Raw genomic sequence first — 12686 nt, 5'->3', positions numbered from 1 at the left:
AACTCCTTCTTCATCGTTTTTTGCACGCCGCACATTGATTGCGGCTCTTGCTGCAACTCCCATGCTGCCCGCGCTCGCCCAGTTCCGGGTCGAGGTGTCGGGCGTCGGACTGACGCAGCGGCCCATCGCGCTGGTTCCGTTCAAGGGGCAGGACGCATCGCCGCAAAAGATCTCCGAGATCGTGCAGGCCGACCTCGAACGCAGCGGCCAGTTCCGCGGCGTCGATGCCTCGGGCCAGGCGCTCGACGAGGCGTCGCGCCCCGATCTGTCCCTCTGGCGCCAGCGTACGGCGGATTCGCTCGTGGTCGGCAGCGTCACGCGCTTGGCCGATGGCCGCTTCGACGTGCGCTTTCGCCTCTGGGACGTGGTGCGCGGACAAGACCTCGGCGGCCAGAGCTACACCGTTCCGCAAGGTGACCTGCGCCTTGCATCGCACCGCATTGCCGACTACGTCTACGAGAAGCTGACCGGCGACAAGGGCATCTTCTCGACGCGCATCGCCTACGTCACCAAGGGCGGCAGCCGCTATTCGCTGTGGGTGGCGGACGCCGACGGCGAGAACTCACAGGCCGCGCTCGCGAGCCCGGAACCCATCATCTCGCCGGTCTGGTCTTCCAACGGCCAGCAGTTGGCGTACGTATCCTTCGAATCGCGCAAGCCCGTGGTGTACGTTCACAACGTGGCCAGCGGACAGCGCCGGTTGCTCGCGAACTTCCGCGGCTCCAACAGCGCACCGGCGTGGGCACCCGATGGCGGCTCGCTGGCCGTTACGCTGAGCCGCGACGGTGGCTCGCAGCTCTACACCATTCCGGCAGGCGGCGGCGAGCCGCGCCGCCTGACCCAGAGCGCCAGCATCGACACGGAACCCGTGTACTCGGCCGACGGCAGCACGATCTACTTCGTGAGCGACCGCGGCGGGGCTCCGCAGATCTACAAGATGGGCGCCGGCGGCGGCGCGCCGACCCGTGTTACCTTCAGTGGCACCTACAACATTTCTCCATCTGTCAGCGGCGACGGCCGGTGGTTGGCCTACATCTCTCGCGTGGGCGGTGCGTTCAAACTCCATGTGATGGAGTTGGCCACTGGTAATGTCTCGGCCATCACCGACACCTCGGCAGACGAGAGTCCCAGTTTCGCACCCAACAGCAAGCTGATCGTCTACGCAACGCAGCTGCAAGGCCGCGAAGCGCTCATGACGACCACGCTGGACGGAAAAATAAAAGCGCGGCTCGCCGGGCAGGCGGGAGACATAAGAGAACCGGACTGGGGTCCGTTTCAAAAGCAATGATCAAGGTTTATTTGAGGAGTACCCAATGTTGAAACGTACGATTTATTCGCTGGCCATCGTGGCTATGATTGCCGGTTGCTCGTCGGGCACCAAGCTCAACGACGCCCCGGTGTCTGACCGCTCCGGCGCCGCTGGCGGCCAGCAGGGCAGCTCGACTGCGGTCGCGCCCGTCACCATCGACCCCAATGCATCCACCGCGCAAGGTCCGGTCGGGATCGAACGGATCGTCTATTTCGACTACGACAGCTACACGGTCAAGCCCGAGTTCCAAGCCCTGATCGACGGCCATGCCCGTTTCCTCAAGGCCAACCAGCAGCGCCGCATTTCCATCGAAGGTCACACCGACGAACGTGGCGGCCGCGAGTACAACCTGGCACTGGGCCAGAAGCGCTCCGAAGCCGTCCGCCGTGCGCTGACGCTTCTGGGCGTGAACGACGCCCAGATCGAAGCCGTGAGCTTCGGCAAGGAAAAGCCCGCGGCCCAGGGTTCGGGCGAAGAAGCCTGGGCGCAGAACCGCCGCGCTGAAATCCGATACACCCGGTGATGCAACGCGCCTTGTTGCGAGGCGCGGCCCTGGCTGCCGCCTTGCTTTGCGTTTCGATCGGCTCGCAAGCTGCATTGTTCGAGGATGATGAAGCGCGCCGCGCCATCCTCGACTTGCGGCAGCGGGTCGAGGCGATGCGCCAGCAGACCGACCAGCGGCTGACCGACGAAAACGGCCAGTTGCGCCGCAGCCTGCTCGAACTGCAAAACCAGATCGAGCAGATGCGGGGCGATCTTGCACGCATGACCGGGCAGAACGAGCAGCTGCAGCGCACGCTGAGCGAAATGCAGTCGCGCCAGACCACCATCGACGACCGGCTCAAGCAGAACGAGCCGGCAAAGGTGTCGGTGGATGGCCGCGAGTTCACCGCCGATCCCAAGGAAAAAGCCGACTTCGATGCGGCGCTCGGCATCTTCCGCGCGGGCCAGTTCGCGCAGGCGCAAACCGCGTTCGCCGAGTTCGTCAAGCGCTACCCGCAAAGCGGCTACAACGCCTCTGCGCTGTTCTGGCTCGGCAATGCGCAATACGCCACGCGCAACTACAACGAGGCTATTGCGAACTTCCGCTCCATGCTGTCGCTTGCACCCGACCACGCCAAGGCTCCCGAGGCCGTGCTGTCGATTGCCAACTGCCAGATCGAGCTGAAGGACACGCGCGCGGCACGCCGCACGCTGGAAGACCTGACCAAGGCCTATCCGCAATCCGAAGCCGCACAGGCGGGCCGCGAGCGTCTCTCGCGACTGCGCTAGCGCCAGCGGAGCCTGCGCTTGAGCGCAACCCTTCCGCAAGCATCGAACTCCGCCGTGGATGTCGTCACTGACACCGCGGCGGCACCTGATCTTGCGCGCCGCTTCGGCGGCCTCGAACGCCTCTACGGCGTGGCCGGTGCCGCGCGCATCCGCGGCGCGCACGTCCTCATTGCCGGCATCGGCGGTGTGGGCTCGTGGGCTGTCGAAGCTTTGGCGCGCAGCGGAGTGGGGCGGCTGACGCTGGTCGATCTCGACCATGTGTCCGAGTCGAACATCAATCGGCAGATCCATGCGCTCGACTCGACGGTGGGACAAGCCAAGGTCGAGGCCATGCGTGACCGCATCGCTCAGATCAACCCGGAGTGCAAGGTGCTCGCGATCGACGAGTTCGTCGAACCCGGCAACTGGACGACGCTGCTCGAAGCGGCGCAGCAAGCCAACGGACCCGCAACCGCCGTCATCGACGCCTGCGACCAGGTGAAGGCCAAGCTCACGATGGCCGCATGGGCGCGCGCCTCGCGCACCGCCTTCGTTACCGTGGGTGCGGCCGGCGGCAAGCGGCAGGCGCACAAGGTCGACATCGACGATCTCTCGCTTGTCACGCACGACCCGCTGTTGGCCCAGCTGCGGCAGCGCCTTCGCAAGGAGCATGGTGCTCCGCGCGAGGGTCGCAAGATCGGCGTGACCTGCGTCTTCAGCCGCGAGAGCGTCGCACCGCCCGATGCGTCCTGCGCCATCGAAGGCGACGGTTCGCTCAACTGCCACGGCTACGGCTCGGTGGTGAGCGTCACGGCTACTTTCGGTCAATGTGCGGCAGGTTGGGTTCTCGACAAAATTGCGAGCAACGCCACGCTATAATCTTTGGCTTTGCTGCATTTGCTGCCGGCAAATCTTCAAAACGAAAAATGGTTCCGGGACGTTAGCTCAGTTGGTAGAGCAGCGGACTTTTAATCCGTTGGTCACTGGTTCGAATCCAGTACGTCCTACCACCCCTCAAGAAGCCGCTCCATCGAGCGGCTTTTTTTATGGCTGCATCGGTTGCATCTTTTTTGCTGCGCGCCAAAAAAACAGCCCGCGCAAGGGCGGGCTGGAAGGTGACCTGCTGGAGGAGGGAGGATCAGAGGGAGTGCAGGCCACAGGAGAGCCTCCACTATGTTCGCTGAACCTGCATGCCACCTGACCAGAGGGATCGTCTTCTTCGACGACTGCGTGCGCCTTCAGGCGGGCGCGTGCGGTTCAGGCGGTGCCAGGGCGAGCGTCGTGCTCACGCGGACGCAATCCTTGATGTGCTGCTCGCCGAGGGCGCGCAAGGCCGCATAGCCGAGCGCGGCGGACACGATTTGCCCGGCAACCGGCACGTACTTGGTGACCTGCTTGGCGGTGAGCTTCACGCCCGCATACCGGGCGAGCTTGATCAGCAGCTCGCGCGTGACGAGCCGGCCGACCAGCAAGGCGCCGACGGTGGTGGCGGCTTTCTGGATGCGTTCGCGCTGATGTGGCGCGAGCTTTTCGACCTGCGTGACGGAAAGGCCGAACTCGGCGCTGATCTGCGGCACCAGGCGTGTGAGCAGGGCCGCGTCGGCAGCCCAGTCGATGCCCGGCAACGGAATGGCGCTGGCGGCCGCGGCCATCAACGCCTTGCGGCCGATCAGGCGGCGGCTGCGGTGAATGGCCGCAATCAGCTTTTCGTCGCCCCGGGCCAGTTCGATGGCAGACGGCATGCGATGTGCCTCCTTTGCAGGGTTCAGGCCGCCAGCGTCTCGAGCTGGTCCGACAGGGCCAGCCAGCGCTCTTCGAGTCGGCCGATTTCGTCGTTGAGGGTCTTCAGGCGCTTGCCCGCCTCTGCAATCTCGGCGGACGGCAGGGGCTGTGCCAGGCGCGCTTCGAGCGCGGCGCGCTCGGTGCCTGCGGCGGCCAGTCGCTCGTCGATCTGCGCGATCTCGCGCTTGATCGGCTTAACCTGGTCGCTGCGCTGCTGGCGCCCCTGGGCGTCCTGCTTGCGCTGCTGCGGGTTCTTGTTCGTCGCGGCGGCGGGATCGCTGGCGGCGGGTGCAGGAGCAGCGGCAACAGCCACGGGCTCGGCAGCGGTTGCGATTGCGGCGGCCGCGTCGCGCACGGCGATCTTGGCCTCCTCGCGCAGCCGCTTGGCTTCATCGAGCAGGTAGCGCTGGTAGTCGTCGAGGTCGCCGTCGAAATCGGCGACCACGCCGCGCCCGACGAGCCAGAATTCGTCGCACACCGAGCGCAGCAGTGCGCGGTCGTGGCTCACCAGCATCAGCGTGCCTTCGAACTCGTTCAGCGCCACGGCCAAGGCCTCGCGCGTGGCCAGGTCCAGGTGGTTGGTGGGCTCGTCGAGCAGCAGCAGGTTGGGGCGCTGCCACACCATCATCGCGAGCACCAGGCGGGCCTTTTCGCCACCGCTCATGGTGCCGACGGGCTGCTTCACCATGTCGCCGCTGAAGTTGAAGCTGCCGAGGAAGCCGCGCAAGGCCTGCTCGCCGGTGCTTTCCTTGACGGCGCTGCCCAGCTCGCGGGCCATGCGAACCATGTGTTCGAGCGGGTTGTCCTGCGGTCGCAGCACGTCGAGTTCCTGCTGTGCGAAGTAGCCGATATTGAGGCCCTTGCCTTCGGTGACCTGGCCGGCCAGCGCGCCCATCTCGCGTGCGATGGTCTTCACCAGCGTTGACTTGCCCTGACCGTTGGCGCCCAGGATGCCGATGCGCTGGCCCGCCAACACCGAGCGGCTCACGCCGCGCAGGATGGTCTTGGGCTCGGCATCTTCAATTTCGTAGCCGAAGCTCGCGTTGCTGATGGACAGCATCGGGTTGGGGATGTTGCCTGGCTCCTTGAATTCGAAGGTGAAGTCGGCCTCGGCCAGGAGCGGCGCGACCCTTTCCATGCGTTCCAGTGCCTTGACCCGGCTTTGCGCCTGCTTGGCCTTGCTGGCCTTGGCCTTGAAGCGGTCGATGAACTTCTGCAGGTGCGCAATCTTGTCCTGCTGCTTGGAGAAGGCGACCTGCTGCTGCTCCATTTGCAGCGCGCGCATGTCCTCGAACTTGCTGTAGTTGCCGCCGTAGCGCGTGAGCTGGGCGTTGGCGATGTGCAGCGTGACGTCGGTCACGGCGTCGAGAAACTCGCGGTCGTGGCTGATCACGATCATGGTGCCAGCGTACTTCTGCAGCCAGGCTTCCAGCCACACCAGGGCATCCAAGTCCAAGTGATTGGTGGGTTCGTCGAGCAGCAGCAGGTCGCTCGGGCACATCAGCGCGCGGGCCAGCTGCAGGCGCATGCGCCAGCCGCCCGAAAAGCTGTTGACGGGGCCATCCAGCTCGTGCGACTTGAAACCCAGCCCGAGGATCAGCGCCTGGGCGCGCGGCACGGCGTCGTGCTCGCCGGCGTCGGCCAGGTCGGTGTAGGCGTGGGCCAGCTCCATGCCGATGTCGGCGTCGTCGGGGTTGGCTTCGTAGGCGGCCTCGATGGCCGCCAGCGTGGCGCGCAGCTCGGCCAGGCGGGTGTCTCCCCCCACTACGAAGTCAGTGGCCGACTCCTCGGTTTCAGGCATGTCCTGCGCGACCTGTGCCATGCGCCACTGCTTGGGCACGTAGAAGTCGCCGCCGTCTTCGTGCAGCGAGCCATTGAAGAGGGCGAACAGGGTCGACTTGCCGGCGCCGTTGCGCCCGACGAGGCCGACCTTTTCACCGGGGTTGATGGTGACGGTGGCGCCGTCGAGCAGAACCTTGGCGCTGCGGCGAAGAATGACGTTTTTGAGAGTAATCATGAAATAGGAACCGTAGGGGCGATTATCCCGCCCGGCCGCGGCGGCTTGGCGCGAAGGGGCAAATGAGAACGCCGTCCGGTAAAAGAAGGGCCTGCAGCCGTGGCTGCGAGAAAGCGGCAGAGGGGAGGAATGGGGGCGAGGGCTGACGCAGCTAACGCGCGCCGGCGCCGGCCAGCAGCGCGGCCCGGGTCACGAGCAGAACCTGGTCTTCGCCCGCGGAGGTTTCGAGCCAGACGACCTCGAGCTGCGGAAACGCCGCTTCGAAGTAGTCGCGCTCGTTGCCGATTTCCAGCACCAGCACGGCCTCTTCGCTCATGCGCGAGGGGGCATCGGCAAACAGCCGGCGCACGAAGTCCATGCCGTCGTCTCCGCCGGCCAGTGCCAGTTCGGGCTCGGCGCGGTATTCGGCGGGCAGGGCGGCCATGCTCGCGCTGTTCACGTACGGCGGGTTGCAAAGCACCAGGTCGTACGGGCCGGGCAGGTTGGCCAGGCCGTCGGATTCGATCAACCTGATGCGGCTGTCGAGCTGGTGTCGCGAGACATTGATGGCGGCCACCTCGAGCGCTTCGACTGACAGGTCGGCAGCGTCCACGGTGGTCTCCGGATAGGTCATGGCAGCGAGGATGGCCAAGCTGCCGTTGCCCGTGCACAGGTCGAGCACGCGCTGCGTGTGTTCGCCGAGCCAGTAGTCGATGCTGCCGTCGGCAATCAGCTCGGCAATGAAGCTGCGCGGCACGATGGCGCGCTCGTCCACGTAGAAGGGCACACCCTGAAGCCAGGCCTCCCTGGTCAGGTAGGCGGCGGGCTTGCGCGTGGCAATGCGTTCGTCGAGCAACGCGGCAACCTTGCCCGCATCGGCCGGCGAAACGGGCGTGTCGGCCACGGCATCGATTTCATCGAGCGGCAGCTTCAGGCGCCACAGTACCAGCCAGGCGGCTTCGTCGAAGGCGTTGGCCGTGCCGTGGCCGAAAGCGACACCGGCGTTTTCGAGCCGCTTGGCGCCGGCCTCGATCAGTTCGATGACCGTGCTCACTGAATTACCTCCGCGCTTCGCGCTGCGGTGCGAGCTTGCTTGGGGCGGCCCGGCGCGGCGCTCATCCGACCAGCGACGCTTCGAGCCGCTCCATCGTGCGCCTGTAGATGTTCTTCAGCGTCTCGATCTCGGCCACGTCGATGTGCTCGTCGATCTTGTGGATGCTCGCGTTGACCGGGCCGAGCTCGACCACCTGCTTGCAGATCTTGGCGATGAAGCGCGCATCACTGGTGCCGCCGCTGGTCGACAGCTCGGTGGCAATGCCGGTTTCATCGGCGATGGCAGCTTTCACCGAGGTGACGAGTTCACCGGGCGCTGTCAGGAAAGGCAAACCGCCGACAGTCCAGGCCAGCGTGTAGTCGACGCCATGAGCGTCGAGTACCGCATGCACGCGCTTCTGCAAGGACTCGGGCGTCGACTCGGTCGAGAAGCGGAAATTGAAATCGATCACCGCGCTGCCCGGGATCACGTTGCTCGCGCCGGTGCCCGAGTGAAAGTTGCTGATCTGCCAGCTGGTCGGCTGGAAGTAGTCGTTGCCCGCATCCCATCCGGCCGCCGCATTGATCGCCACGAGTTCAGCCAGCGCGGGCGCTACGGCATGCACCGGGTTCTTTGCAAGGTGCGGATAGGCGATGTGGCCCTGCACGCCCTTGACCGTGAGCTTGCCGCTCATGGTGCCGCGGCGGCCGTTCTTGATCATGTCGCCGCAGCGCTCGACGGCGGTGGGCTCGCCGACGATGCAGTAGTCGAGCACCTCGCCGCGCGCCGCCAGCGTGTTGCAGACGACGACGGTGCCGTCGACGGCCGGGCCTTCCTCATCGCTGGTGAGCAGCAGCGCCAGCGTGAGCTTCGGGTCGGGCGTGGCCCGCAGGAACTCCTCGATGGAGACAACGAAAGCCGCGACCGAGGTCTTCATGTCGCAGGCGCCGCGACCGTAGAGCTTGCCGTCCCGGTGCGTGGGCGTGAAGGGGTGGCTGGTCCATTGCTCGACCGGGCCGGTGGGCACGACGTCGGTGTGACCGGCGAACACCAGCGTCTTTGTGGCCGTGGCAGCCGCCGGGCGGCGTACCGCCCAGAGGTTGGTCACGCGGAAATCCGCAGGACCGCTCTCGATGGTCTCCAGCGTGAAGCCCAGTGGCGCCAGCCGTTCGCTGAGGATCTGTTGGCAGCCCGCATCGTCAGGAGTGACCGAGGGGCGCGAGATGAGTTGTTCGGCGAGCTGGAGCGTACGGGACATCGGAAAAAAGCCGGAGAGGCTGGGTCAGAACTTCACGTCGAGCGTGATGTCGGTAAAGGTAGGTTCGTCGACCTGGTCCATCAGGTTGCGCTCTTCGGCCTTCTGCTTGGGCGCGGCGCGGTTCTGCAGCCGCCACATCAGGTTGGTGGGCGAGTCGGACTGGGCCAGGCCTTCCTCGCGCGTCACGCGCTCTTCGGTAATGAGGCGGGCAATGTCTTCCTCGAAGGTCTGGGAGCCTTCGGCCATCGATTGCTCCATGGCTTCCTTGACGGCGGAAAAATCGCCTTTTTCGATCAGCTCGGCCACCAGGGCCGTGTTGAGCATGACCTCGAGCGCCGGCACGCGGCCGCCCGTGGGCGTGCGCAGCAGCCGCTGCGACACGATGGCGCGCAGCGCCGAGCCCAGGTCGCCCAGCAGCGTGGGACGCACCTCGACCGGGAAGAAGCTCAGGATGCGGTTCAGCGCGCGGTAGCTGTTGTTGGCGTGCAGCGTAGCCACGCACAGGTGGCCCGACTGCGCATAGGCAATGGCCGCGGTCATGGTTTCGCGGTCGCGGATTTCGCCGATCTGGATCACGTCGGGCGCCTGCCGCAGCGCGTTCTTGAGCGCGACATGCAGCGACTCGGTGTCGCTGCCCACGTCGCGCTGGTTCACCAGCGATTTCTTGTTGGTATAGGTGAATTCGATGGGCTCTTCCACCGTGAGGATGTGGCCCGTCGCGTGCTCGTTGCGGTAGTCGAGCATCGAGGCCAGCGTGGTGGTCTTGCCCGCGCCCGTGGCGCCGACCATCAGGATCAGGCCCCGCTTTTCCATGATCAGCGTCTTGAGAATGTCGGGCAGGTTCAGGTCGGCAAAGCTGGGAATGGTCGAGGCAATGTGCCGCACCACCACCGCGTAGCTGCCGCGCTGGCGCATGGCGCTGATGCGGTAGTTGCCGGCGCCTTCGAGCATCACGGCCATGTTGAGCTCGCCCTTGCTCTCCAGCTCCTGGATGCGGGCTTCGGGCACCACTTCGGCCAGCAGCGCGAGCGGCGCGGTGGCCGGCAGCACCTGGGCGTTGATCGGCACGCAGGTGCCGTTGATGCGGATCAGCACCGGGGAGTGTGCCGAGAGGTAGATGTCGGAGGCCTTGCGTTCGGCCATCAGACGAAGGATTCGCTCCATCATGTTCATCGGTCTCTCTCTCCTCGGGTGCTGATGTTTTCTAACGGGACAAAGGCAGGCGCCGGTCGATCAGTCGCGCAGCAGGTCGTTCAGGCTGGTCTTGGAGCGCGTTTGCGCATCGACCGTCTTGACGATGATCGCCGCGTAGGTGCTGTAGTCCTGGCCCGACTTGGTCTTCTTGGGCAGGTTGCCGCTGATGACGACGCTGCCGGACGGCACACGGCCGAAGAAAGTCTCTCCCGTGTCGCGGTTGAAGATTGGAGTGCTCTGGCCGATGTACACACCCATGCCGAGCACCGAGTTTTCCTCGATCACCACGCCTTCGACCACTTCGGAACGGGCGCCGATGAAGCAGTTGTCCTCGATGATGGTGGGGCCGGCCTGCAGCGGCTCGAGCACGCCGCCGATGCCGACGCCGCCCGACAGGTGCACGTTGGCGCCGATCTGTGCGCATGAACCCACGGTGGCCCAGGTGTCGACCATGGTGCCTTCGCCCACGTAGGCGCCGATGTTCACGTACGAAGGCATCAGGATCGCGCCCTTGGCGATGTAGCTGCCGCGGCGTGCCACGGCGGGCGGCACGATGCGAACGCCGGATTCCTTCAGCTCGCCGGCCGACAGGTGCGAGAACTTGGTCGGCACCTTGTCATAGAAGCCCAGCGAGCCGGCCTGCATCTGCTCGTTGTCCTTCAGGCGGAACGACAGCAGCACGGCCTTCTTGATCCACTGATGCACGGTCCACTTGCCCACGCTCTCGCGCGTGGCAACGCGCAGCTTGCCGTTGTTGAGCTCGGAAATCACGTGCTCGACGGCGTCGCGCACTTCGGCCGAGGCGGCGCTGGGCGAGATGTTGGCGCGGTCTTCCCACGCGGCGTCGATGATTTGTTGCAGTTGCTGGGTCATGGAGAAAGTCTCGTGTGAAAAATGGGAGCCGGGAAAGCAGCGGTTCAGCCCCGGCCTGGTTGACCGGATTGCACGAAGCGGACGATGCGCTCGGCGGCTTCCACGCATTCGGCCGTTTCGGCCACCAGGGCCATGCGGATGCGGCCACGGCCGGGGTTGGCGCTGTGTGCCGTGTCGCGCGCCAGATAGCTCCCCGGCAGAACCGTAACATTGTATTGAGCGTAGAGCGCGCGGGCGAAGGATTCGTCGTCGCCAGCCCACACTTCGGGCACCCCCGCCCAGAGGTAGAAGCTGGCGTCGGGCAACCGCACGTCGAGCACCGGTTCGAGCAGGGGCGTCACGGCGGCGAACTTGGCCCGGTACTTGGCCCGGTTCTCGGCCACGTGGGTCTCGTCGCCCCAGGCCGCGATGCTGGCCGCGGCCACGGTGCCGCTCATGGCGCTTCCGTGATAGGTGCGGTAGAGCAGAAAGCTCTTGATGATGGCCGCGTCGCCCGCCACGAAGCCGCTGCGCAGGCCCGGCACATTGCTGCGCTTGGACAGCGAGGTGAGCGCGATCAGGTTCTTGAAGTCGGCGCGGCCGAGCTTGGCCGCGGCTTCCAGCCCGCTCAGCGGTGGCTCGTCGCGGAAGTAAATTTCGCTGTAGCACTCGTCGGCCGCAATCACGAAGCCGTAGCGGTCGGAGAGGGCAAAAAGCTTGCGCCACTCGTCCAGCGGCATCACGGCGCCGGTCGGGTTGCCGGGCGAGCAGACGAACACCAGTTGCGTGCGCTCCCAGACGGCCTCGGGCACGCTGTCCCAATCCACCGCGAAGTTGCGCGCCGCCACGCTCGGCACGTAGTAAGGCTCGGCGCCCGAGAGCAGGGCCGCGCCTTCATAGATTTGATAGAACGGGTTGGGCGAAACCACCACCGGCGCCGGGGTCTTGCTGCCATCGACCACCGTTTGGGCGAGAGAGAAAAGCGCCTCCCGCGAGCCGTTCACCGGCAGCACCTGCGTGGCAGGGTCCAGCCGCAGCGAGTAGCGGCGCTGCAGCCAGTCGGTGAAGGCGGTGCGCAGCGCCAGGGTGCCGGCCGTGGCCGGATAGGCCGCGAGCGTGGCCATGCTGGCGGCCAGCGCTTCCTTGATGAAGGCCGGCGTGGCGTGCTTGGGTTCGCCGATGCCCAGGCTGATGGGCGCGAAATCGGCATTGGGCGTGACGCCCTCGAACAGGCGCCGCAGCCGCTCGAAGGGGTAGGGCTGAAGCTTGGAAAGCAGGGGATTCATGGAGAGCGATTATCGGTGACGGGTCGCCGGCCGCTCAGGCCCCCCGCGCCGCTCAGGCGCCGCTGCGCCGGTAAAACGCCAGCGAGCCGGCCAGCGCCAGCAGCATCGCGCCGCAGGTGCGGTCGATCCAGCGGCCCGCGGCGGCCGTCAGCAGCCGCATTGCCCGTGCGCCCACGAAGGCATAGACCAGCATCACCGATGCGTCAAGAGAGGCGAACAGCACGGCGATGATGGCGTACTGCATGCCCTGCGCGGCCGCGGGGTCGATGAACTGCGGCATCAGCGCCGAGCAGAACAGGTAGCCCTTCGGGTTGGTGACAGCCACCAGGAATGACTTGAGAAAAACCTTGCGGCCGTCTCCGGGCACGCCGGTGGCCGGCATGCCTGCGTCGGCGCGCGGCGCGTCGAAGCTGCCGCCCTTGGACAGCAGCATGCGAATGCCCAGCCAGGCAAGGTACACGGCGCCCACCCACTTGAGCATGGAGAACCAGAACTCCGAGGCTGCCAGCAGCGCGCCCAGGCCCAGTGCCACCGCGCCGACCAGAACGAAGTCGGACAGCACGGCGCCCAGGATGCCCGGCAGCGCGCCGCGCACGCCGCGCCGCGATCCGTTGCTCAGCGCCAGCAGCACGGTCGGCCCGGGCGTGGCGATGGCGGCCAGCGCGACGATGGAGAACAGCAAGGCGGTGGCGAACGTCATGGCGGCGGGCTTCCCTCTAAAGGTT

The 12686-nt window shown here is 66.1% G+C and carries 12 protein-coding genes and 1 tRNA gene; 5 read left to right on the top strand and 8 right to left on the bottom strand.

Features of this window, described 5'->3' with window-relative positions:
* The first annotated feature begins 61 nt into the window (after positions 1–61).
* The 5 genes from tolB (at position 62) to BLR24_RS25935 (ending at position 3570) form a co-directional block, all read left to right on the top strand.
* A complete protein-coding gene (gene tolB / locus BLR24_RS25955; protein WP_217636341.1) occupies positions 62–1288 on the top strand; it encodes a Tol-Pal system beta propeller repeat protein TolB in 1227 nt (408 codons plus the stop codon).
* A gap of 25 nt (positions 1289–1313) precedes the next feature.
* Positions 1314–1832 (top strand): peptidoglycan-associated lipoprotein Pal, encoded by a 519-nt coding sequence (pal, locus tag BLR24_RS25950; protein ID WP_093022794.1) that lies wholly within the window; start codon positions 1314–1316, stop codon positions 1830–1832.
* Positions 1832–2581 (top strand): tol-pal system protein YbgF, encoded by a 750-nt coding sequence (gene ybgF, locus BLR24_RS25945; protein WP_093022791.1) that lies wholly within the window; start codon positions 1832–1834, stop codon positions 2579–2581. Before pal ends, ybgF begins: the two co-directional genes overlap by 1 nt.
* A gap of 54 nt (positions 2582–2635) precedes the next feature.
* Positions 2636–3439, top strand: a complete 804-nt coding sequence (locus BLR24_RS25940; RefSeq protein ID WP_254787582.1) for a tRNA threonylcarbamoyladenosine dehydratase — start codon at positions 2636–2638, stop codon at positions 3437–3439.
* A gap of 55 nt (positions 3440–3494) precedes the next feature.
* Positions 3495–3570, top strand: a tRNA-Lys gene (locus BLR24_RS25935).
* Positions 3571–3798: 228 nt separating this feature from the next.
* Here the strand turns inward: BLR24_RS25935 and BLR24_RS25930 are convergent.
* The 8 genes from BLR24_RS25930 to BLR24_RS25895 all read right to left on the bottom strand — a co-directional run bounded on the left by BLR24_RS25930 (position 3799) and on the right by BLR24_RS25895 (position 12661).
* Positions 3799–4302: a hypothetical protein gene (locus BLR24_RS25930; protein WP_093022785.1), complete on the bottom strand. Its 504-nt coding sequence runs from the start codon at positions 4300–4302 to the stop codon at positions 3799–3801.
* A 23-nt stretch (positions 4303–4325) separates the two neighbouring features.
* The gene (locus tag BLR24_RS25925; RefSeq protein WP_093022782.1) at positions 4326–6359 is read right to left on the bottom strand and encodes an ABC-F family ATP-binding cassette domain-containing protein; all 2034 of its coding nucleotides are present in this window, start codon (positions 6357–6359) and stop codon (positions 4326–4328) included.
* A 151-nt stretch (positions 6360–6510) separates the two neighbouring features.
* A complete protein-coding gene (gene prmB, locus BLR24_RS25920) occupies positions 6511–7392 on the bottom strand; it encodes a 50S ribosomal protein L3 N(5)-glutamine methyltransferase (protein WP_093022779.1) in 882 nt (293 codons plus the stop codon).
* A 61-nt stretch (positions 7393–7453) separates the two neighbouring features.
* Complete coding sequence (gene dapE / locus BLR24_RS25915) at positions 7454–8629, bottom strand: succinyl-diaminopimelate desuccinylase (RefSeq protein ID WP_093022776.1); 1176 nt, start codon at positions 8627–8629, stop codon at positions 7454–7456.
* Between the two features lie 24 nt (positions 8630–8653).
* Positions 8654–9802 carry a PilT/PilU family type 4a pilus ATPase gene (locus tag BLR24_RS25910; protein ID WP_055796985.1) on the bottom strand — a complete coding sequence of 383 codons (1149 nt, stop codon included), beginning with the start codon at positions 9800–9802 and terminating at the stop codon, positions 8654–8656.
* A 60-nt stretch (positions 9803–9862) separates the two neighbouring features.
* Positions 9863–10696, bottom strand: a complete 834-nt coding sequence (gene dapD / locus BLR24_RS25905; RefSeq protein ID WP_093022773.1) for a 2,3,4,5-tetrahydropyridine-2,6-dicarboxylate N-succinyltransferase — start codon at positions 10694–10696, stop codon at positions 9863–9865.
* 44 nt (positions 10697–10740) lie between these two features.
* On the bottom strand, positions 10741–11961 hold the full coding sequence (gene dapC / locus BLR24_RS25900; RefSeq protein WP_093022770.1) for a succinyldiaminopimelate transaminase: 1221 nt from the start codon (positions 11959–11961) through the stop codon (positions 10741–10743).
* Positions 11962–12013: 52 nt separating this feature from the next.
* Positions 12014–12661 (bottom strand): LysE family translocator, encoded by a 648-nt coding sequence (locus tag BLR24_RS25895; protein ID WP_093022768.1) that lies wholly within the window; start codon positions 12659–12661, stop codon positions 12014–12016.
* Between the last annotated feature and the right edge of the window lie 25 nt (positions 12662–12686).

Source organism: Variovorax sp. OV700 (genome assembly GCF_900099805.1).
GTDB lineage: Bacteria > Pseudomonadota > Gammaproteobacteria > Burkholderiales > Burkholderiaceae_C > Variovorax.
The sequence above is the reverse complement of the archived record's forward strand: the minus strand, read 5'-3'. Positions and strand labels throughout refer to the sequence as shown.